Source organism: Flavobacterium sp. Root420 (genome assembly GCF_001427905.1).
GTDB lineage: Bacteria > Bacteroidota > Bacteroidia > Flavobacteriales > Flavobacteriaceae > Flavobacterium.
The window spans coordinates 40,984-64,442 of sequence record NZ_LMEF01000011.1; the positions used below are offsets into that span (position 1 = coordinate 40,984).

The window sequence follows — 23,459 nt, forward strand, 5'->3', positions numbered from 1 at the left end:
AACAAGTGAAACGCTTTTTTAAGCGTACAGAACCTATGTTTCTATGTGTTAAAATAATTACACCCGATGAGATAGAAATAAATAATAACAACAATAATATCATCTATAAAATAATAATTAATCAACTAAAAAAACAATTATGAACAGCTACAGTGAAAATTTGCATTCTAGTGTTTTAGCCACATTAGGATCACAGGAAATGAACAATAAACAATTGAGCGCACAGTTAGATGCGTCAATGTTTGCCCTTTATTACTCCGAAGCAGCCGAAATCGTTTCGATCGAAAAACTTGTTTTAATAAAACAATTGTATAAGAAAAAACAAGCTATAAATGATTTGGCGGTTAAGAACAAAAACATGTCAAACAATTTATTATTATCTGCAAATGAGCAAAAAACATACGTGGCGCAATCTGTTACCAATATGGCTGTTGCGGCCTCAAACATACAAATTGCTACAAATGCAGTGGTACGTTTGGCGAGCGATGTAGGAAGTATATTCAGCATTATTAATGCGGCCGATTATGGAACACAAATATTTCAGCAGTGTGTCGAGGCTTACAACTTAATCAACAAAACAGCTTATAATGCCGAAGTAACTTCGCAGCAAGCTATGGAATCATCTGCCTCTATTGCAGAAGTTGCAGCATCGACAATAGCCGATAAAGCAAAAGTAACCAGCGATTCTGTTAACAATTTATTGCAGATAACTACTGCCGATTTAGCTATTGCCGCTGCAAAAATAAATTCTGATACCGAAGATAAATACAATGCAAGTATCGCGACCAGAAGTGCCGAAGGTGTTATAAAATGCAGTAAAGTAAGATCTGAAGCTGCAAAAAAAGCATACAAAATCAATAATAAAAAACTAAATCAAAATTTAAGAGTAGAAATTCCGAAGCCGTTTACGAAATCATATTCTGTTTCTTTTGATTTTTTTAAACCACCATTTATACCAAGTGACAAAAGCGCAAATACGCCTAATACAGGACTGGACAAACCGGTGAAAAGCTATAATATTTTATTGGTTAAAGAAAGTAAAAAATCATTCTTTTCTGTTTCTAATGCCGAAGAGTTATTGAATAATCCTTCTCAATACATTGGGGTTCCGGTAACAAAAAGAAAAGCTACTGAGGAAGAAATTATCAAAAAATACAAACAGTATTATGACGCTTTGAAAATTGCTGACAATGACAATGTTCTACTTGCGACAGCGAAAGCAAATGAAAAGAAAGCGGCTGAAAATGTGACAACAGCTTCTACTGCAAAAGAGCAGGCTAAAACAGCATTAGAAAAAATCACTGCCGAATTTGAAATCGATCAGGATGAGGTGAAAGCTGCAAAAAACGAAGTGCACAAAATAGAGGAGCAACTAAAGAAAGACCCAAAAAATCCTGTATTAAAAGAAGCTTTAAAAATAGCAATTACTGTGTTAAAAGCGGTAGAACTAAATGCTACAGTAGCGAAACTGAAAGAGGAAAAAGCTCAGATTACTTATAAAACGACAAGCGACGACTTTGAAATTGCAAAAGCGGAAGTAAACAAAGCCAAAAAAGAAACAGAAAATGCTGATACAAAATATATAGCTGCTGCAGAAAAAGCTGCCGGATTAGAAAAAGATGCTATTATTTTAAAACAAGAAGGTTTTACACTTGTAAATACAAATGATTTATTGGATTCTGATAATGATGCATTTTTGTATGGAGAAAAATATGTTGTGTTTCTATTGACTGTATTTACTGAAGATTATAAAAAAGAAATCAATACGTTTGACGATTATCTCTCTGCTCCTTCTGAAGTTTTTGCGATAACAAATACTTTAACTCCAGCAGAAGATATTACGGTTACAAAAAGTATTGCATCATCGATGAAAATTGATTTTTCTATTCCGGAAAGTGCTGCAAATCTAAGAAACATCGAGTATAGATGTTTGTTCCTGCCTTATCCTGACGGTTTATTGACCAATGAGGAATTGAATACGGTAGAAAGCAAAATAGAATTATTAGAAGAAAATGAGGAATTGATTGCTTTTAATAACGAAATAGATCATCTGAATGAAGAAATAAGAGAGATCGAACGAGAAATCAAATCTTTAAATGAAAATTTACTTGAATTACCCAAAAAAGAAGGAACACCTCAGGACCCTAAGAATGAAGCGGAGACCAAGCACATCACTAAAAAGATCGAGAGCTTCAAAATTGCTTTGAAAGAAGCTGAAGAGAAACTTAAAATTACGAAACTTGAATTGGATAAAATAGAATTAGAAATAGCAAAAACTAAAGCAAACTATCCTAAAGATGTTCAAAACGCCAGAGCTTTCTTCTTTAATTTAAAATTAGCCCAGAATATTCCTGCCGGTAATTATACTGTTGCAGGACCACCTCATGAAGCAGGGGATTCTACAGATTTTAGTGCTAAAATTGATTTCTCGACAACAGATAATTTTGGGAATCCGCTAATTGAAGGAACAAGTTATATCCCGGTTGTTTTATCTTTTTATAATGGTCTTGCCGTTAATAAAAATAAATATACCAACATACTCTCTGATTGGGAAAACACAGACACCTTTCTTTATTCTACAACTAAAAAAACACTATTAAATTAACTTAATACTATAAAAACATGGAAGCTCAAATAACATTATCAAATCCGGGAAGTTCACTTAAATACGGAGTTACAGAAAAGAAAAAAGCAGAATTAGACGTACTTCAAAGCCAGGTAATTGACACGCAGGCAGAAGTATTGCAGCAACAAATAATTGTGGCATCGCTTACCGAAAAATCAAAAAGATTTCAGGATTTTCTATTAGGCGCAGACAATTACCGCACCGTTACATTAAACAACAAAACCCTTGTTGATCAGGTCATTCAGAACGCTTATGATTTAAGCTATAATTCGAAGAATGCCTTTAGCAAAATGACAACCTCAAACGAGAACACGAAACAAGTCGCTTTGGGCACAAATGATTTGATAAATAAACTGATTTATTCTGTAGAAATAATCAATAAACTATCTAATCTTGTTATCCGCAAAAAAGCACTTAATCCGCTTATTTCAGACGATTTAATCAGCCGAATCAATACAGCAGGATCAGATGCCAATAATGCTGTTGCACTTACTTTGATCGCTCTAAAATCGATTTTGGCCGCAGAAGCATCTTCTTTAGAAGCAGAAGCATCGATCACGCTGGAGTCTAAACAAGCGCTTAAACTTTACTTTACGTTATCTGGCAAAGAATCTATCGACATGCCATTGTTGTCTGCAAATGCAGTTTTAGACATTTCAAAAGAAGCGTCTATTCGTGATTTAATCTATGAGGCTTACAACGAAGCTTTAAGATCATACAACCAAACAGATGCAGCAAACGACGAAACAACAAGACAGTTGAGTATTGCTACTAATAATTTAAACAAAGCCCAAATAAAATTGGCATCATTTCAATCTGCTTTGGCGGCGGCAAATGCTGCAGCTTTAGCTTCTTAAAAATAAAAAGTCCACTGTATTTGTAGCTTATGCAGTGGGCTTTTTGCAACACATAAAAACATAGATTTTATGTGTAAAAAGAGGGCAAAAAAGAAACACATTTCTTTCGCATAGCCAGCTTTGTTGAAAATTAATTATACCCAACGTTAATTTTAAGTTTATGGATCGTATTTATAAGAATTTTTACAGGCAGTTTTATCTAAAAACAGGCGGATTTATACCCCCTAAACCCTTAAATCAAAATTTGTTTCCGGGAGATTATTTCCAAATAAAAAATGGAGAAATAGCCTTATTGGGAAATTTGTATCGTAATTCTATCGTATCGCCGCAAGATGTTGATTTGAGTGCTGTTATTTCTTTAAATCCATCAAACTGGAATTTTAGTGATGGCATTACAAAACCTTATTCCGGCAGAGGACACGGACATGGCGCAATCGATGGACAATTTGAGTTTAGTAAACAAATAATCGCTTTTGCCCATAAAGGAAGTTTCTTTTTTAAAACTCAGGAACCACAGTCCATAAAAATTAATAATTGGAACGATATACAGCATCAATTAATCATTAAACTAACAGCTTCTTTATTTTCTTTTCGGGAGCTTTATATCGTAACAGAAAGTGCCACGGCAGCATCCACAACATTGGCTATTGCAAGTGACAAGGATGCTGAACTGGAACTGGCAAGTGATTCGGAAAACTTTGGTCTTGTTGATATTTTTGGACATCATACAACCAAAACAATCCAATCTAAAGATATTGATTATTACCATCGCGAAACCAAAAGAAAACCAGCCTATTTTAAGGCAAAGAAATTAGTGGTACAGGACGAAAAACTAGCTTATTTTATTAGTGATTTCATCAGCAAAAACTATAATTCAAGCGAATGGGTTCGTGATTTTTTTGATTCTAATTTTGATAATGAAATTGATTACAGCTCGCAGATGATTATGCAGCATGCGCAAGGTTTTTTTCTGGATATGCTGCAAGCCAATGAACTGAGTCCGAATACTGCATTATTGTATTTTAAATGGGCAGACGCCAACCTAGACGATGTAGAAAAATTATTTGAAAATTATGGAAACTAATCTGGCTATCACCGCTTTGTATAAAGAAATGGATTGGCTGCAAAAAGTAATCGATCAGGTGATTTGCAGTTATTTACAGCACGAAGGACATGAAAATCGCTGGCAGGATATTTCGTTACCGGAAATTACTCCAGATGATAATCCCTATTATAATAAGTTGAATGAATGGAATTTAAATCTATACGAACGGCTTTGTCTCGCTTTGATTATAGCGCCACAGATAAAACCTGAGGTGCTGGATATATTTTTCAGTAAAAATGCGATGTACGATCGCGGCTTTACTGAATTTGGTGGTGCAGTCAATAAAAGTCACAGCGGTTTTATTCCCACTGGTCAAACGCTGTCTTTCCTGATTACGGCTGTTAATCCGGAATTACGATTTGATGTTTTAAATATTTTTAGTTCGACTAATATTCTTTCGAAAGAACAAGTTTTGGTTCTTGAAGCGACAGAACCTAATATCCCTGTTTTAAACAATACGCTTTTGCTCAACGAGCGCTGGCTGCATTATTTTATAACAGGTGTTTTACCGCAGCTGGAACACAATGTTTCGTTTCCCGCAAAGCAAATAACAACCAATCTCAATTGGTCTGATCTGGTTTTGGAAGATCATGTTATGCAGCAAGTTATGGAAATCAACGCCTGGCTGACTTATGGAACGGCTCTTATGACGGATTGGGGATTAGACAGTAAAATAAAACCCGGTTACAGAACTCTTTTTTATGGCCCGCCCGGAACAGGAAAAACACTTACAGCCGCGCTTTTAGGAAAAAATACGAATAGAGAGGTATATCGTGTTGACCTCTCAATGATTGTGTCGAAATATATTGGGGAAACAGAAAAAAATCTCTCTAAAATATTTGATGTCGCACAGCACAAAGACTGGATTTTATTCTTTGATGAAGCCGATGCTCTTTTTGGAAAAAGAACTGCAGCATCTTCATCAAATGACAAGCATGCGAACCAGCAGACGGGTTATTTATTACAGCGAATCGAAGATTTTCCAGGAGTTGTGATTCTGGCTTCTAACCTAAAAGAAAATATGGATGAAGCTTTTACAAGAAGGTTTCAATCTATGATTCATTTTACAATGCCAACAGCAGAGGAACGCTTACTATTATGGGAAAAAGCTTTTTCAGGAAAATGCAGTTTAGATCCCGATATCGACCTCGAAAATATTGCCGAACAGTTTGAACTAGCTGGCGGCGCAATTATTAATATATTGCGATATTGCGCCCTAACAGCAATTCAGAAAAATGAAACGGTTGTAAATAATTACGATTTACTCGAAGGAATAAGACGTGAATTTAAAAAGGAAAACAGAACCTTGAGTGTTATGCAAATGAATTGATATACTAATTATGAAAAAAACTGAGAACATTTCTGTATCCATTATTTCCGAAAAGTATTACCATAACCACAAGCTCGAACTTAGAATTGGAGACTGGAAAAAACATTTCGATCCTAATTATGTAAACACCATAATTGCAATGGCTTTAAACCATTGTACCGAAGAAACAGATTTTATAATTAATGGCTATTTAATTACTTCTAAAAATCTATATCTCGTAGCCAAAACAGATAAAAAGAGATTTGATGAAATGCTCCATAAAATAGAACATCATATCAATCTGCTGCTAAAATTTCTCACGCCTGAGAAAAACAAATATGAAATCGATTTTTATATTGATCAGGATGATAATTACTCCATAATTCATGAGCCGTTATTTACTGTTTATCCTTTCAAAAATGATTATTTAATACGGCTTATTACAGGCAAAAAAGTAGTGCTGCCTTATTATAATCCGGAGCTTGAGAGTTTAAAATCGATAGTCCAGCATCACCCTTTTTGTTCTGTTATTGATTATTCAGGAGCAATTGGACCGGTTACTGTTATCCCATTAAAAGATTGAAATAATGATGCTTTTGAAAATTATATCAAGCATAAATAAACCTTGTAACTATTTTAATTTTAAAAAGTAGAAAATGATACAGCATCAGGAAAAAATATCTGAAAATAAAACACAAGCAGCTGCAGCGAATATAAATCGCGGTGCTACTGCCGTTCAATTAAAAGATAATCGCGAACATTCTGTTGTACAGCAAAAACTTTCTAAAAATAATACTGCCAATGAAATACCTATTCAAAGAGTAGAAAAGAACGCGGCAGTAACATGGAACGTAACCCATCTTGTTGAACTAACGGGTGGTTCATTATTTGGAGAAGGCAATGGTCTTACTAATGAATTAAGTCCTGCTGAAGGAGGTCAATTGAAACAAGGAGATAAACTCGTAATTGATGATGCCCCAGTCCTTATTTCAAGACGCGGCTCTAATCAGGAAAATGCCCCAAAAAGAAAAGAAGACAAAAAAGGGGAAAAAGTATATGAGTGGGTACAGGTTTTGGCAATAATTCACAACACTGGTTTGGTGACTAGATTTCCAGCTAATAAAATGTATGTGAGAAAGGAAACAATTCATGTACAAGAAGTAGAAAAACCCAAAGACCCTACGACAAACCATATTGAATTAAGAAATATAGAAGATTGGGAAAAGGAAGGGATGCCATTAGAATTAGCTAAGATAGCAGTAATGTGGGGAAACAAAGGCCGACTTGAAAGAAGACGAAGTACCGGTGTCATAGCAATCAACAAAGAAGATCGTACTAAAAGATACAAAGGTTCTGGTCGATACTGGGGGCAAGAGGATGACGGCTGGGATGTGGCAAAAGATATGGCATATGAAAAGCATAAACCTACTGAACCGGATGCAAAACAATGGAGGATTAAGGCAGTTATAAAAGGAACCGATAAATTAGTTGGTGTATTAATTGTAGAAGAACGAGATGGTTCTCTTTACCTGAGATGGATGATAGGAAACCCAAATATAAAAGGCGGAGGCACCGCACTTCTAGCTGCAGTAAAAATATTGCTACAAGCACATGGCACTGCAGATAAGATAGACGTTACCTCAGCATATACTGCAAAGGACTCTTATACAAAAGCAGATTTCGTGGTTAATAAAGATGACCAAGATGAAGAAGATAATGCAGATGAAGATCATAAAGAGAAAGATGACAAAGAGAAAGATGGCGATAAAGAACATAAAAAAGGAGAAGAATTTGAGTTGACTTTATCAAAAGCAGATTCTAGAAAAAAAACCATCCCCGAAGAATATAGGTCATTTGTACCAATCCCCTACGGAAAGAATAAAAAAGAAGAAGAAAAAGAACCTCATCTGAACAACAAAAAAGAACTTGATGAAGAAGGTGATTTAAGAGAGGCTATGAGAATTTTAGGTTTAGGTTCACTTGATTAAAAATCCAAAAAAACTTTTCCCCTCATTAATGCAATCTAATTAATTCCTGTAGAAAGTGATACAACAAGAAAAAAAATCCGAAAATAAAACACAAGCTGCAGCCACTAATATAAATGAAGGCAATACTGCCGTTCAATTAAAAGATAATCGGAAGCCTTCTGTAGTGCAACAAAAACTTGCTGAAAAAACGACAAATCAAGAAGTCTCTTTTGCACCTATTCAAAGAAAAAACAATACTACCGGTTTACCCGATAACTTAAAATCAGGAATAGAAAACCTTTCTGGTCATTCTATGGATGATGTTAAAGTGCATTATAATTCTTCACAGCCGGCTCAATTAAATGCACATGCATACGCACAAGGAACAAATATTCATATTGCCAGCAGACAAGAAAAACATTTACCACATGAAGCCTGGCATGTTGTACAGCAAAAACAAGGTAGAGTAAAACCTACTTTGCAAATGAAAAGTAAAGTAAATATAAATGACGATAAAAATTTAGAAAATGAAGCCGATATTATGGGTGCGAAGGCAAACACATTAACCTATCAAAGAAATTCAATTAAAGACAAAGCTGATTCTCATTTACATCCAAAAAAATTAATACAAAAACCGCTAATACCCAATACTGCCCAAACCAAAAAAGTTATCCAATTAGGAAAAAAAGAAAAGAGAAAAAAGGAAAATGAGAGAAAAAGAGAAACTCATGGCAGAAGACAACGATTCAAAATACAATTCACAAACTCTCTGACTCCCATAGCATTAAAGTTGGAACTAGAAGAAAAATATCAAGGAGATAGTCTCGCCTTGGCAAATATCGAAAATGCCTGGGAAGATACCATAAAAAACCTGCATTCGATAAAAAAATTCATTGATTCAAACAATCCCAAAGGATTAAAATTGGAATTATATAAAAAATACCAAGAAGATAGTCTTGCTGTTGCAAATATTGAAAGTGCTTGGAATAAAGCATTAGAGTTTTTTTATCCAATAGTAGGACAAACTGTAATTATCGAAGACGCTATCTTAATAGAATCTTTTGAAGAGGCATTAAACAGCATTAAATTTCAACAATGCGTTCAAAAAGTACTCTTAGAACAAAAAAAGATATATATAATGCTTGACGAAAAAAGAACAAAATGGTTAACAAATAGAAAGACCATTGTAATTGCCAGAGAATCCGAACCAACTAAAGAGTCCTATTTAAGATCTCTTGTTTTTGAAATGAGCAATGCATACCATACTGACGAGTTCAATGAACACAACAAAAAAATGAAAACAATTGTAAAATCAAAAAATGACGGGAGAAAACAAATCCGATTTGGATTTAACCACATAGAAATGGCTAATGCGATGGAGGAAACAGAATGGAAATCTGCCGCGATGGCAAGAGATATTGGAAGTGAAGGTGTAGATGATCTCAACTGGGATAAAAACATGATAGAATACTATGAGACAAATAAGAAAAAACATCTGAAAATACAAAAGAAAATACCAGAAAAGGGAACCAGCCATTGGCAACGTTACGTTGATGAAACTAAAAAAATACAAGACGACATCAAAGACAGAAAACAAAAAACGTATACTCCGGACAGGCTTCGTCTTCGTTTTAATAATGACACCAAATTAAAGGCAAAATGTGGTACCGCAAATGTTCATGATGCCGTGGAAAAAGCTATACGCAGAAAAAATCTCACAGATAAAGAGGTTATGGACATTCTTAAAAAAAGATTGGGGCATCTTCATCCATAATCTAAAAACAGAAAATATTTCAGATGTTTTGTATAATGTGAAAGAACATACTAATAAAAAGAAGTTGAACTATTCTATAGTAAAATTTGTTCCCAACAGTTGTAAAAAATAGAAATCCAAAACTTAAAAAAATGATACAGCGTCAGGAAAAAACATCCGAAAATAAAACACAAGTAACTGCTGCAAATATAAATCGCGGCAATACTGCCGTTCAATTAAAAGATAATCGGGAACACTCTGTTGTACAGCAAAAACTCTCTGAAAAAACTGTAAATCAAAAAACATCCATTACTCCTATTCAAAGAAAACAAAACGATACAGGTTTACCCAATAATCTAAAATCAGGAATAGAAAATCTTTCAGGTCATTCTATGGATGATGTTAAAGTGCATTATAATTCATCGCAGCCTGCTCAATTAAATGCCCATGCCTATGCGCAAGGCTCAGACATTCATATTGCAAGCGGACAGGAAAAACATTTACCACATGAAGCCTGGCACGTAGTTCAGCAAAAACAAGGTAGAGTAAAACCTACTTTGCAGATGAAAGGCAAAGTAAATATAAATGATGATAAAGGTTTAGAGAATGAAGCTGATGTTATGGGGGCAAAGGCGATACAATTCTCCAATCATAATGATGTAATTCAAAATAGTACTACGGCAAATAAGTCTCCTTTGATTGAAACGCCTGTTGTAAATAAAGTGATTCAGAATATGATTGGTCCTGATGGAGATGGCAAACTTGTTATTGATCCAACTCTTAAAGTATACAGGGCAAAAAAAAATAAAAAAGGATCTTACGATTTGTATAATCCTTATACAAAAGAATTTAAACAACACAGAATAGCTCCAACTGCTAAGGGTTATTACATTTATGAGGGAGAACTTGACGATTCGGAAGACACTGAAAAATCTTCTGACTCCGGCGAATCCTCTAGTTCTGACGAATCTTCAAGTTCCAGTCTATCTTTAAGCCCCGACGAATCTTTACGTTCGGGTTTATCTTTAGGTTCCGGTCTATCTTTAAGTTCCAGTTTATCTTCAAGTTCCGGCGAATCTTCAAGTTCTGACGAATCTTTAGGTTCCGGTCTATCTTTAAGTTCCAGTCTATCTTTAAGTTCTAATGATAAAAAAGGTAAACCTAAAAAACGCCGAAAAACTGTCCTTAATCAAAAAACTGAAGCACATGCAAGATTAAAAAGAATTATAAAACAGGGTATATTTAATGCAATCGGAGAAGGTTTAAATCCCCGTTATATAAGAAGTGATAATAATATGCTTATTAAGCTCGTTGTTAAAAAGTTTACAGCTAATGATAATAAATTAGGTCTCCTTCCTGATCTTTTTAAAGGAATCAATGTTGAAATCCTGAGGGAAGTAATTCGGGAAATCGAAAGTGAACCTTCTGATGGAATGCAAGAAGGCGCGGACGAGCCTAAGAGAATAAATAACGTTGATGATTATATTGAAATACAAAGAGAAATATCATCAAAAATAAAGGCGGAATTCGAAAGTCCTACAGGAAATATCGAGTTAATTCATGACGGGAACTATCCGCCGCTCATCATTCATTTTCCTTTATTAAGAACTTTTATAATCGATAATCAGGAAAGAGAGACTTTAAAAGCAAAAGGAAAAAAGGAAGGAAAAATAAGAGCTGATCAAGCCAAAGGAATGACAAAACTTCTTTCCGCCAGATTGATTAGCTTGTACAATAAAGATAAAGGAAGTTTACCGCGGCTGGTAGAAAAAAGCAGTTTTGGATTTCAAATCGCAACTTTGGCAGACTTGGGAGATAATTTAAGTATAAGGCTCAGTCCGGGAATCAATAAAAATACTTCGGCTGTTATTGTAAAAGCCTTAAAAGTAATTGATACCGAATTAGAAGAGTTAATAAAGGATAAATCTAAAAAAGAGTTTCCTGAGAAAGTAACTATTGAAGACCCCTTGTATAAATACTGGGAGAAAGGAAAAGAATCAAAATCGGTTTCTGCTGCTATTTTAAGAGAAAGTTATAATAAAAAGAAACCCCTTCTTAAACATCTCGTTAATACTCAGGTAGAAACCGGAGCAAAGGGTTTAAGTGTTGTTGGCAGGATTCTCGAACGCAATCATGATAACATTATGTTTTTTGCAGAACAGGATGCCACCCTTAAACAAATGGCAGGAGCCATTTTTGATAAAAACACAAAAGAAGAACTTACCGACAATATCTCAGACACAGGCACAACTACTACATTATCCAGTCCAAACTTAGATCTTGCTTATGATGATCGTATGGGCAAGAAAGATCAAGCGGGAGATGATTTGCAAAGAGAAAGACTTGCAGTTTTCAAGCACATATTACGCACTTTAAAAACTAAAAAGACCAAAATAGATCATCTTGATAATGATCCTGTTAGTGATAGTGAGAACGACGAAGATGTTGATGATGGCAAAAGTGTAATGAGTATTAAAACAGGCAAGGTTGTACTGCCATCCGGCATGGCAGCACTGTCTGTATTACTAAGAAAGGACGATAGTGCGTCATTAAAAGCTGCAAAAAAAGCTCAAGAAGGAATTCTAAAAAAAACTCAAAAAGAAATTCTAGAAAAAGCTCAAGAAAAAGCTGAAAAAAAAGCTCAGGAAAAAAGAAAAAAAGAAAAAAAGAAAACAGGTAAAGAGTTAACTGAAGATGATTTGACTTTAATTAAAAATAAAATAGAAGAACTTCAGAAACAAATTGCTGTAAGAGATAAATCTAAAGCAGTATTGAAAAAAATGGTCCCGAAAGACCGTTCTGTATATTATGAGGATCATGATCTTATAAAAATGATGAGAGACTCTGTCATTCCAGAATATTCAGCAGAAAATATTATTATGGTTGATCTTAACCCAAATATTACTCAATCTTCTAAAGAACCACACGATTTCGATAGTGAACTTACTAATTTAACTACCAGTAATAAAAAAGTCTGGGTAGTAGATTTAACCTCTTGTACCGCCGCAGAACAAGGACAAGTATATACCGAATGGAAAAATAATAAAATCGCAACTTTACTTGTAACACGGGTATCAGCAATTAAACAACAGGAAGGTGGACAAAACATAAATCCTCACGGCTTGATTCATTGGGCGCACAAAACCGATGAAGAAGGCGGTCATGAAGTCATTCGTGGATTTTTTAATGAACTACAGAAGAAATTTCCAAGAAGTAGTATTTCTAACGAGATCAGACGGTATTTCAAAAAAGACCTGGATTCTTTTTCATGGAAAAGAATCTTTAAAAAAGATGAGAAAGACCCATCTCTTTCGGGTTCTTTAGGAGATGACAGCGATGGTTATTCTTCCGGAGACGAAAAAGGAGAGAAAAAAGAGAGAAAAAGAGAACGTAAAGAAAGAAAAAGAGAATGGAAAGAAGATAAAAAAGAACCAAAAGAGGGAAAAAGAGAAGAAAAAAAGAGAAAAGGAGAGCCGAAAGAAGAAATTATAGAACCGAAAGCAGGCAAAAAAGAATTGAATAAGAGAAAAAGAGGTTCGAAAGAGGAAGATACAGATCTGAAAGAGATAGACAAAGGTGTGAAAAAGGGAAAAAAAGAATCTAATAATATAGATTTTTGGTACTATGACGAGATGGATGACGTTGCTTTTAATCCCGAATCATTTCCATTATTTAAAACTGCTTATTTAGAAGACATGACCACAAGCAGTTCCTATTTAACAGAAGGTGAAGGATATACTCTAGCCAAAGAACTGGGAATTTCCCTTACCGTATTACAAGGTGAGCTTAACCTTAAACAATACCGGATCATTAAAAACTCCGGGAGTGGTGATTGTCTGATTCATACGCTGGATACTGCTAACTCTATTATAAAAGGACAAATACCTCTAGGCACTAAACGCTATGATTCACGAAGAACCCAAGAATTAAGGGAGCTCATTGCGGAACGTATTGAAGACAGTGCTCTGCAAACACTGATTTTGACTGCAGTTTATGGAAACGAGCCTGGTCTGGGACCAAGAATGAGGCGTTTGATTGCATCTGCCAAATCAACACAAAAAAGATTTCCAGTGAAAAAGTCAAAAGCTACAAGTTCAAAAAAACCCAGTCCTAGTAGTGCCACAGGACCAGTTATACTGCCGCAATTAGGAAATGGACACGCCAGTACAATATTGTTTGCCAACCATTCTGGTTTGCATTGGCAGTTAGCTGTAAAAAGAAAGACTAAAAAATAGATTCAGAATTAAAAATCTAAAAAAATGATACAACATCAGGAAAAAACATCCGAAAACAAGACACAAGTAACTGCCGCCAATATAAATCGCGGTACTACCGCTGTTCAATTAAAAGATAATCGGGAATATTCTGTTGTGCAAAAAAAACTCTCTGAAAAAATTGCAGATCAGGAATCATCTCCTGCTTCAATTCAAAGAAAAAACAATACCGGTTTACCCAATAACTTAAAATCCGAAATAGAAAATCTTTCCGGTCATTCTATGGATGATGTCAAAGTGCATTATAATTCTTCGCAACCCGCTCAATTAAACGCTCATGCTTATGCACAGGGTTCAGATATTCATATTGCAAGCGGGCAGGAAAAACATTTACCGCATGAAGCCTGGCATGTTGTACAACAAAAACAAGGACGGGTAAAACCAACTTTGCAAATGAAAGGCAAAGTAAATATAAACGACGATAAAGGTTTAGAAAATGAGGCTGATGTTATGGGAGTGAAAGCTACTCAGTTAGCTCCTAAAAAGCAAAATTTGTTAGAATTAACAACACCTAAAAGTATAACATTTGATGAATCTCCTGTTCAGGGAGTGTTCAAAGAATTGGCAATTGCTGCCCTAATACTATTTGGAAACATTCCTCGGGCGGGGTGGCAAAGTGATAATATGGGAATGATAGGCCGACGACCATTGACACACAAGCTGGGTGTTAATCAGGCACTGAATACTTTAGGTACAGGTTTACCGACTGATCACTTAGTCTCTGACCTAGATGAGCACCCGTTAAATCTTGGCCTTTTTCATGCGCAGGTTTTTCATAACAGTTCTAATTTTTCAGACAATATAGGAATGTTTGATTCCGGATTAGAGGCTGACAGTCCAGAAATGCTGGACAAATATATTCCTTATATTGAAGGTTTGGATAGTAAATTCCTCAGAATGTCTACTGAAACCATAAGGGATAGATGGAAAGAGAAAAAATATTCTGTTACCTCTGCTAATTGTCAACGCTTTGCCAGAGAGGTTTATCAGCAGTATTTACAAATAGCTCCGGATAAACCTCAAAAAAGCTGGTCTGTTTATGTAGCAGATAAGATTGTAGAATTTGATGATGCCACCGTTGGCCATATAAACAATAATGTAAAAGCAGATATTGATAAAAAACTAACGACAGAATACCGCAAGAAATTAAAAGAAACACTAAAAGGCAACAGATTTGCGGCATTATCGATGCATAACGAAAATCTCTCTGATAATATAGATCTTACTTCACTTATTGAATACATAATGAATGTTGTAAGTGAAAAATCTAAAAAAGAGATAGGAGAAGGTGTAGATCCAATTTATACTATAGATTTCTTAAATGAGCTTGTACTTCTATTTGGAAAAAAAGAAATAGAAAGTCAAATTCCTACACCTGCAGAATGGAGATTGTCAAAACGATTAGTAGAACTCATTGCCCGCAAAGTGGCAACAGAGATTTATAGGGTTCTGTCGAATCTGTAAAGCCCTTTCAAAACTTCCTGTTTATTTTACAAAAACCAGTAAAAATAGTAGTAAACCCTGCAAATCCAACGATTTGCAGGGTTTTTTCTTTTATACCGCTTTTCAATATTTATAAAATCGCACAAATACTGCTCCTTCATCCGGTAAAGCATTATCATATTGAAGATCAACACAATAAAAATATAGCAATAATAGTAATATTTAGCTTTTTGCGCATAAAACTAAACGTAAATTCATTGAGCTTATTTATTCATTATAAAAATATAACCTCACCAGAATGCAGATCATAATAAGCGCCTATGATTTTTATTTCTCCCTTGGCTTCCATTTCTTTAAGTATTGAACTTTTTGCTTTGATGGTTTCAATAGTATTTAAAACATTTTCTTTTGCTACCGACTCAACAAATGCGTCATTTTTAGAAGTTTTTTCGCCTGTAAAATTTTTCACCCTTGAAATAGCCGGTTTTATATTAGAGAGCATCGGGGTAATATTTCCTAACTGCACATTATCAATAGCTCCTTTTACAGCCCCGCATGCCTCATGTCCCAATACCAGTATTAATTTGGCTCCCGACACTTTACAGCCAAACTCCAGACTTCCTAAAATATCAGTATTAGAAAAATTACCTGCGACACGAGCTACGAACAAATCACCTATACCTCTGTCAAATACATCTTCAACCGGTACACGGCTATCTATACATGAAAGAATTACTGCTTTTGGATATTGTCCTGATGATGCATCCCGCACCATAGCTGAATGGTCCCTTAAGGTAAGATTGTTGTTTGTAAAACGTTTGTTTCCCTCTTTTAACGCGACAATTATATCATCTGGGCTCAGCGCTGCTTGTTCGGTGGCTGTCAGCACTTTTTCACGTAGTATAGGCTGATCAGCAGCTGTAGTGGTATCTGTTGCTGCAGTTTCCGTATCTGTAGTTTTGGTAGTGTTTTCTTTACAAGAAAACAGCGCTATCGCCATGGCGAAGCAAAGGATAGTTTTTTTCATGATCTGGAATTTCAGTTAATTTATAGTAAAGATACTTCAATTTTTTTTTAATTATCCTACTTTATATAATTGAAAATCAAAACAATACCAAAATGGAATGAATACTTTTCTGTCACAAAAAGTTAAGGTTCTCAAGCTGCTTATTTCCTCAATTGTCAACATTATTAGTTTTGTAGCAAAATGATTCTTTTAAATACAGACCTTCGTGTTTAACAGGAGTTGCAGTATTAAGGTCAAAGTCGGGCTGCGTCTGTATCTTACGTGCCGAACTTGCCGTGAGACAGAACGTTTAACACGCTATAAACGCCGCCATTGCTTATGAGCCATTGTTACAGGCTGGTATTATTATTTTCATTCGTTTTAATTGATTTCATTAGTTCCTATTTTTCATAATACAACGAATTTTCTTCATCAAATCGTTTAAGTAATCAAATAAAAATGAATCACATTATTTTAGTGATACGCAATGCTGTAAAAGGTTTTTGCGGAAGTTGAATTAAATTTTTTCCACTAAATTCTCCCTTAACAGGCGTAATTGTCATATCCCATGCATTGATAATTTCAATTTTATATTTTAAATTTTCAGGTAAATATACAATTTGGCTGCGTGACTGGTCAACACTAAAATAGTGCAGAAAATATTCATCTTTAAAAGCAACATATGAATATGGCACCCAAAATTCCGTGTTGATAATTGGCGTTAAATATCCTGGGGCAGATTCAATTATATTTCTTAAAAATTTAATCCTTTCCTGACTTTGCCCTATGAGAACTCCCCCTTTTGACCACCACAAAACATCTTGAGATTCATATCCCCATTTAACGGGATTTTCAGTAACATAAGTTTCTCCATGCCCAACAAAGCCACCATTTACAACACCACGCCAAAATTTGTTCACCATCTCTTGACCTGTTAAATTCCCCCACGGCCAATTAATATTTCCTTCGTACCGGCATTCATCATAAACTATTGGTTTTTTATATTTTGCCCTTAATTCCTTTGCTTTATAGGTGTCTTCATTCTGTATGCTTACATGTGTAATCAAGGGGTTTTCGTGGTCATAGAGGTTAGCTCCATTGTGTATTGAACGCAAGTGATTGTATGGGTCTTTTTCGGCAAATAACTGAATAAAATGGTCCCAATCGCCTGTCTTCTTAGACTTCAAAAAATCATATTCATTAGCCATGCTCCACCATACGTTTTTATAGGCAGCAAAGCGGGCAATAATATAATTGATATATAAATCATCGGTTTTTCTGTCCATTTTTTGAAATCCCCAACGGTCGTAAGGATGAAAAACAATTAAATCGGCTTCGATGCCAAGTGAATCCAATTGCGCTATCCTTTTCTCAATGTTCTGAAAATATGCAGGGTTAAATTTCGTGTAATCCCAATCAGTTAAAGGCTTTCCTTCAAAAGGATACAAGAGTGGTTCGTTTTTATTCCAATCGTAGTCTTTAGGAAAAATACACATGCGCATTTTGTTGAAATATCCATTAGCAAGGGTTTTCAATGTTGATTGGGCAAGACTATCTCCTTGATGAACCCATGCATAACAGGTCGTACCAAAAGGGTAATATGGTTTATTGTCTGAATAAGCAAAATTAAAAGTATCTTTAACTACTACTTGTCCGTGATTGTTATTGGTGTTTGAAAAACATTCAAATTTGCCTTTTTTAGTATTAAGTGACTTTAGATTGCTTGATGTGATATAAGTCCAGGCACCTGTCGCTTGTGGCATAAAACGGATTTTATATATTCCATTTCCATCATAAAAGCCTGAAACTATTTTTATATTCTCACCATTTGTAAATTTAGCACTTAGCTGTACATCAGTGAACGGATTACCCTTTGAGTCACCCTTAAGAGCAATCTCATAAATACGCCATTTTTCAACTTTATTTTGAGCCGAAATACTAAAAAAAGATAAAGAGACTGTCAATAATAGTATTAATCTTCGCATAATTATTATTGTTTAATAAATATCTAAAATTTTTCTAAAATAATTGCAAGGTTGCCCGGGCTTTCCATGCTTGCCTCTAACTACAGCGGGTTTGAGACTAAATTAAGGCCATTCTTCAGATTTGTCAACTTCCCATTAAGTCTATTGCCCAAATTCGTTGTAGTAGCTGTTGGCAGTTGTTTCTTTTTTTAAGAGTCGAATTCTCCACTCCTTTTTGGTCGTAATCATAGTTATTTTCATTCGAAAAATTTCCATTTAAATCTGGAAAAACGAGTTGTAAACATTCGTAATAATGACTGTGATGCAATCAAATATTTCATCTGCAAACCTCATTAAAATTTCGTGATGCCATGGTATTCTTTTGTATCAAAAAGCTACCTTGTTTGTTAAATGTAGTGGTTTATAATTAAAAACCTTCTGGCGACGAAGGACAGAAATATGGACTATAGGAAAACTTCCAAAATCAATTTGATTTCGGAAACTGTATTTTTTTATGGGTGAAGACAAATGATTAAGAAATTTGCTGCTCTGGATTTCCTCTTTCTCTGCCGGCAGAAGTTCTAAAATCAGATGCATTTGAGTTATTGGTTGGAGATAAGTCTACTCTCAGTATTATAAAAAAACCTGATACCAAAAGGTACCAGGCTAGATATGGTATGGAAATTCTTATGATTGTAATTAAAAAGTAAATATCCCTACCTATACTTATTATTGAATAACGATGAATATAATAGGCACCAAATTAAAGGAAACATATGAGGGATTCCCCTCAAAAAAGGTTATCAATGCTGGTAATTCTAATCCTAATTTTTATAAAATAGAATTATTAAACAGTGTAAAAATCCTTTTCCTAACCAATTATTATGATTTTCTATATTCTGTTCAAACAAACCATTTTGATAATATTCTAATTCATAATTTTCTGTTTTAAATGCAGAATCAGGCAAAATTTGACACTTTTTCATTTTTTTCTAATATCTTTTTTACTTTCATAAACATTTATTTCCTCACATACATAATAAGTTCTTTAAACTATTTTTAAAAATATATCGTCAACTTTTTGTTTGCATATACTCATAACAATCCAATTTTTTTAGCCTTACTAACCAAATCCTTATCGCTGCCTTTTCCTTTTAAAAGTTGATCTTTTATGTTAGCTTTTCTTTTTTCTATGGCACTCATAGAAAGAGGTATGTAATTTGGGAGATTAATAGTTTTAACTCCCTGAGAAATTAAGATTAATATCTCATTATCATAATTATCCCAATTAATATTCTTTTTAAACAATTCTCTTTGGGATTCTATGATTGTTTTACTTTGATATATATTTCCATCAATAATTTTTTTGAAAATTGATGGAAATGATTCAGAGGTAATATCATTTTTAGAAAAGAATCCTTCAGGTTCAACTTTTTTTATGATTCTGTCTACGGTCAAGGGTTCACTATGCATTGTAAGAATTATTATTTTACAATCTGTAAACTTTTCTCTAATAAGTAAAGCCAAATCTACACCACTATTAATATTAAATTCTTTATAAGGAGGAAGACTAGCTTCTAATAAAGCTAAATTAATATTTACTTTTCGTTTTAGATTTAAAAATATTTTATTGTAAGCATCTTCACAATTATGGCTTTTTATAAAATTTGGCTTGTTTTCTTGAAAATCAGTTTTTGATAATAGATTAATATAGCCGTCTACAATTATTGGAAGATCATCCACAATCAAAATTTCGTAATTCATATTTCATAAAGTGGTTTATTATTAATAAATTAAAAATCACAACTAAGTATCACAATTTAAATACATAGTAATTTAAGAGGAATTATAAAATTCGAAAGCAGTCCCATTGACCATTAGTGTCAAAATGAAATACCAATTTAAATTCGGTTTAAATCAGACTTCAGAGCACCGCAAATAAATAAGGACACTTTAAATAAAAGTTTAATTTTCACATTCATATATTTTAGAAAAATCTTAGCGACATTATTCTGCCGTACTTATCAAACAACTCATATCTCAAAAAAATCTCATGGGAACCCGAATTGTAATTCGATAATCTTGTTGCATCTAAATCATAACCATAACCTATAAACCAGGAAGGACTTACCTGAAAACCAGCCATAGCACTAACGGCTGCACTCCATCTGTAAGCTATACCTGCTACAAATTTTTCATTTATAAGTAAGCTTCCTGATAAGTCAACTTGCAAAGGTGCTCCGTGAATGTATTTTGAAAGTACGGACGGCTTGAATTTTACGTCCGTACTCAAATCAAATACATGACCTGCAATTAGATAGAAATTGATATTCTCTTTTGCCACATGACTATTGCTAACAGTACTTGCATACCTATCGAAATGTTTTGTCTCGAGCAAGTTTGGAACGGACAAGCCTACGTATGTATTCTCAGAATGTAAGTACAATCCTAATCCTATGTTTGGAGAAAACTTATTTTCAATATTGGTATCGAAGGTATAATCGTTTTTATCATACTGATTTAATTTACTAAAATCAATATTTAAGAAGTTAGCAGAGGCTTTTAATCCAAAAGATAATTTATAAATTTCTGAAGTATTAATCGTGTATGAGAGATCGATAGCTATATTGCTTTCATCTGATGGACCTATTTTATCATTAATAACAGACAACCCAAATCCCATTGCTGATAAAGCCGTTTCCTCGTGAGGACAAACATTACAATCATTTAATTGACCATTTGGCGTATTAATAGAAAAAGCACTGGTAACAGGCGCCCCTTCTAATCCTACCCATTGTGTTCTTTGCAATGCAAAAATACTCAGTGATTGTCTTGACCCTGCATAGGCAGGATTTATATTGACAGTGTTATACATATATTGAGTAAACTGCGAGTCCTGCTGAGAATAACTCGCACTTACCACTAGTATCAAAATTATGCGTAATATTTTTTTTATCATATTTTTATTGTTTCAATCATGAGAAATTAAACTCTAAAAAGAATTATTAAATCTATTTTCTGTTAACATACAGGTAACCTGCTTTTTCGTGCATATTTGAAGCACTGTCTTTATACCTAAAAATATAATAGTAAGTCCCAACTGGTAGTTCTTCTGATTTATTCATTGTTGCTCGTCCTTCAGATTCTCCTCTAAAAGCACGATCATCATTATTATAATTCTCTCGCTTGAATATCAGGACTCCCCAACGATTATAAACTTCCACGGTATTCTCTGGATAACATTCCAGTCCTCGGATATAAAACACATCATTATGTCCATCTCCATTTGGAGACAACGCATTAAACACCTCAATAACACAACCTGGAATTGTTACAATAGTTGGTTTGTCATTAAAATTATTTGAATCATCTGACAAATCTTTTACAAGGATACCGTTCGGACTTATTCCAGATACAATTGCCTGATTTGATACACTCCCAAAATTAATATCAGCCTGAGTTATTGAATATGTAACAACATAAGCCGTACTATTTTTCATTCCTATTCCTAAATTAGCTATAGGACTTCCCTTCATAATCAATCCTGATAAACCAGTGTCTGTAACAGTAACATTAGTCAATGGTTCATTTCCTGTATTGGTCACTTCAAAATTATAGGTAATGGTTTCTCCTGCTGTTGCAAAACCGTCTCCATTTTCATCATTGAAATGGGCTGTTTTCACTAGTCCAATACTAGGTTGCCCCACGAATATGGTTACTTTAGCTATACTACAATTCGAAGAAGGATTTGCTTTTTCACAAATACTATACGTTAAGGTGTAGGTTCCTCCTGGAGTGTTTGCCGGGATACTTACTGTTCCTGTAGTAACATCAATTAAAGGAACTAATGCTCCTGGTATTTTTGAAACTGCTGGTGTCACTACTGTTAAATTCACTAATCCGATAACTACTGGCGTACCATTCAAAATATCAAGGTTCGTTGGACTACTAGCTAATACATTACCTGCATTTGGTGTTCCTGTTGTTCCATTTACGCCTGATATGATATCATCTTTAGCCTTGATTGATTGTGGTGTTTCAATAGCTATTAAAACAGGATTTGAAAACACTGAATTACAAAGACCACTTTGAACAACAGCTCTGAAATAAGTATTCCTGGTAAGATTACCAATTGTACTACCCAATAAAGTAGTTGATGTAATCGGAATAGTTACTGGATTCATAAATCCAGCATCATTAGATCTTTGCCATTTTACAACAGAACCCAAATTGCCACTTAATAATAAATTTGCTGGAATCGTACCTGAAGTAATAACTTGATTAGAGGATACTGAACCTCCTACCGGGCTTGCCGTGATCGTTACCGCTACCGAAGTTCTGGCACTCTCACAGCCGTTTACTGTCTGGCTGGCATAATAGGTTCCTGTAAGAAGTGTCTCGGTTCCGGCATATAGGCTTCCTGCCGTTGCAGCAGAATACCATTTTATTCCTGTTCCTGTCACTGCCAAGTCGTTTACCTTTTTGGCTTCCGCTGAGCAGTAGCTCTGGGCTGTGGCTGTCGGNACTCTCACAGCCGTTTACCGTCTGGCTCGCATAATAGGTTCCCGTAAGAAGTAGCTCGGTTCCGGTATATAGGCTTCCTGCCGTTGCAGCAGAATACCATTTTATTCCTGTTCCTGTCACTGCCAAGTCGTTTACCTTTTTGGCTTCCGCTGAGCAGTAGCTCTGGGCTGTGGCTGTCGGTGCCGAAGGGCTTGCCGTGATCGTTACCGCTACCGAAGTTCTGGCGCTCTCACAGCCGTTTACCGTCTGGCTCGCATAATAGGTGCCCGTAACCAAGGTCTCGGTTCCGTTATATAGGGTTCCTGCCGTTGCAGCAGAATACCATTTGATGGCCGCACCTGTCACTGCTAAGTCGCTTATCTTTTTGGCTTCTGCCGAGCAGTAGCTTTGTGCTGTGGCTGTTGGCGCCGAAGGGCTTGCCGTGATCGTTACCGCTACCGAAGTTCTGGCRCTCTCACAACCGTTTACCGTCTGGCTTGCATAATAAGTGCCTGTAAGAAGTGTCTCGGTTCCGGCAAATAAGGTCCYTGCCGTTGCAGCAGAATACCATTTGATGGCYGCACCTGWCACTGCTAAGTCACTTACCTTTTTGGCTTCCGCAAAGCAGAATGTTTGTGCTGTGGCTGTTGGA

General features: G+C 34.9%; 14 protein-coding genes and 1 pseudogene. 9 read left to right on the forward strand and 6 right to left on the reverse strand.

The window, feature by feature from the left end; all coding sequences use genetic code 11:
* Positions 1-139: 139 nt before the first annotated feature.
* The 9 genes from ASC72_RS07635 to ASC72_RS23625 all read left to right on the forward strand — a co-directional run bounded on the left by ASC72_RS07635 (position 140) and on the right by ASC72_RS23625 (position 15,355).
* Complete coding sequence (locus tag ASC72_RS07635; protein WP_056189252.1) at positions 140-2,605, forward strand: hypothetical protein; 2,466 nt, start codon at positions 140-142, stop codon at positions 2,603-2,605.
* Between the two features lie 17 nt (positions 2,606-2,622).
* A complete protein-coding gene (locus ASC72_RS07640; RefSeq protein ID WP_056189256.1) occupies positions 2,623-3,483 on the forward strand; it encodes a hypothetical protein in 861 nt (286 codons plus the stop codon).
* A 160-nt stretch (positions 3,484-3,643) separates the two neighbouring features.
* Complete coding sequence (locus ASC72_RS07645) at positions 3,644-4,567, forward strand: hypothetical protein (protein ID WP_056189259.1); 924 nt, start codon at positions 3,644-3,646, stop codon at positions 4,565-4,567.
* Positions 4,557-5,918: an ATP-binding protein gene (locus ASC72_RS07650; protein ID WP_056189263.1), complete on the forward strand. Its 1,362-nt coding sequence runs from the start codon at positions 4,557-4,559 to the stop codon at positions 5,916-5,918. Before ASC72_RS07645 ends, ASC72_RS07650 begins: the two co-directional genes overlap by 11 nt.
* Before the next feature lie 10 nt (positions 5,919-5,928).
* Positions 5,929-6,480, forward strand: coding sequence for a hypothetical protein (locus ASC72_RS07655; RefSeq protein ID WP_056189268.1), 552 nt, complete (start codon positions 5,929-5,931; stop codon positions 6,478-6,480).
* 73 nt (positions 6,481-6,553) lie between these two features.
* On the forward strand, positions 6,554-7,885 hold the full coding sequence (locus ASC72_RS07660) for a hypothetical protein (protein WP_056189271.1): 1,332 nt from the start codon (positions 6,554-6,556) through the stop codon (positions 7,883-7,885).
* A gap of 55 nt (positions 7,886-7,940) precedes the next feature.
* Positions 7,941-9,638, forward strand: a complete 1,698-nt coding sequence (locus ASC72_RS23615) for a DUF4157 domain-containing protein (protein ID WP_082564270.1) — start codon at positions 7,941-7,943, stop codon at positions 9,636-9,638.
* Positions 9,639-9,769: 131 nt separating this feature from the next.
* Positions 9,770-13,852, forward strand: a complete 4,083-nt coding sequence (locus ASC72_RS24220) for a DUF4157 domain-containing protein (RefSeq protein WP_198528487.1) — start codon at positions 9,770-9,772, stop codon at positions 13,850-13,852.
* 24 nt (positions 13,853-13,876) lie between these two features.
* Complete coding sequence (locus tag ASC72_RS23625) at positions 13,877-15,355, forward strand: DUF4157 domain-containing protein (protein WP_082564271.1); 1,479 nt, start codon at positions 13,877-13,879, stop codon at positions 15,353-15,355.
* Between the two features lie 253 nt (positions 15,356-15,608).
* Here the strand turns inward: ASC72_RS23625 and ASC72_RS07680 are convergent, their stop codons facing one another.
* The 6 genes and pseudogenes from ASC72_RS07680 to ASC72_RS24785 all read right to left on the reverse strand — a co-directional run.
* Positions 15,609-16,361: a carbonic anhydrase family protein gene (locus tag ASC72_RS07680; RefSeq protein WP_056189274.1), complete on the reverse strand. Its 753-nt coding sequence runs from the start codon at positions 16,359-16,361 to the stop codon at positions 15,609-15,611.
* A gap of 443 nt (positions 16,362-16,804) precedes the next feature.
* Positions 16,805-18,325 (reverse strand): DUF5060 domain-containing protein, encoded by a 1,521-nt coding sequence (locus ASC72_RS07685; RefSeq protein WP_056189277.1) that lies wholly within the window; start codon positions 18,323-18,325, stop codon positions 16,805-16,807.
* A 1,074-nt stretch (positions 18,326-19,399) separates the two neighbouring features.
* Positions 19,400-20,068, reverse strand: a complete 669-nt coding sequence (locus tag ASC72_RS07690; RefSeq protein WP_056189280.1) for a response regulator transcription factor — start codon at positions 20,066-20,068, stop codon at positions 19,400-19,402.
* A gap of 223 nt (positions 20,069-20,291) precedes the next feature.
* Positions 20,292-21,263 carry a type IX secretion system membrane protein PorP/SprF gene (locus ASC72_RS07695; protein WP_056189283.1) on the reverse strand — a complete coding sequence of 324 codons (972 nt, stop codon included), beginning with the start codon at positions 21,261-21,263 and terminating at the stop codon, positions 20,292-20,294.
* 52 nt (positions 21,264-21,315) lie between these two features.
* The coding region (locus tag ASC72_RS07700; RefSeq protein ID WP_206743209.1) for a gliding motility-associated C-terminal domain-containing protein at positions 21,316-22,827 on the reverse strand (1,512 nt) is incomplete at its 5' end.
* Between the two features lies 1 nt (position 22,828).
* Positions 22,829-23,459: pseudogene (locus ASC72_RS24785) on the reverse strand (hypothetical protein); the annotation flags it as partial.

Excerpts from the sequence above, each read along its gene's own strand:
- ASC72_RS07635 (WP_056189252.1), top strand. The coding sequence starts at position 140 with ATGAACAGCTACAGTGAAAATTTGCATTCTAGTGTTTTAGCCACATTA.
- ASC72_RS07640 (WP_056189256.1), top strand. The coding sequence starts at position 2,623 with ATGGAAGCTCAAATAACATTATCAAATCCGGGAAGTTCACTTAAATAC.
- ASC72_RS07645 (WP_056189259.1), top strand. The coding sequence starts at position 3,644 with ATGGATCGTATTTATAAGAATTTTTACAGGCAGTTTTATCTAAAAACA.
- ASC72_RS07650 (WP_056189263.1), top strand. The coding sequence starts at position 4,557 with ATGGAAACTAATCTGGCTATCACCGCTTTGTATAAAGAAATGGATTGG.
- ASC72_RS07655 (WP_056189268.1), top strand. The coding sequence starts at position 5,929 with ATGAAAAAAACTGAGAACATTTCTGTATCCATTATTTCCGAAAAGTAT.
- ASC72_RS07660 (WP_056189271.1), top strand. The coding sequence starts at position 6,554 with ATGATACAGCATCAGGAAAAAATATCTGAAAATAAAACACAAGCAGCT.
- ASC72_RS24220 (WP_198528487.1), top strand. The coding sequence starts at position 9,770 with ATGATACAGCGTCAGGAAAAAACATCCGAAAATAAAACACAAGTAACT.
- ASC72_RS23625 (WP_082564271.1), top strand. The coding sequence starts at position 13,877 with ATGATACAACATCAGGAAAAAACATCCGAAAACAAGACACAAGTAACT.
- ASC72_RS07680 (WP_056189274.1), bottom strand. The coding sequence starts at position 16,361 with ATGAAAAAAACTATCCTTTGCTTCGCCATGGCGATAGCGCTGTTTTCT.
- ASC72_RS07685 (WP_056189277.1), bottom strand. The coding sequence starts at position 18,325 with ATGCGAAGATTAATACTATTATTGACAGTCTCTTTATCTTTTTTTAGT.
- ASC72_RS07690 (WP_056189280.1), bottom strand. The coding sequence starts at position 20,068 with ATGAATTACGAAATTTTGATTGTGGATGATCTTCCAATAATTGTAGAC.
- ASC72_RS07695 (WP_056189283.1), bottom strand. The coding sequence starts at position 21,263 with ATGATAAAAAAAATATTACGCATAATTTTGATACTAGTGGTAAGTGCG.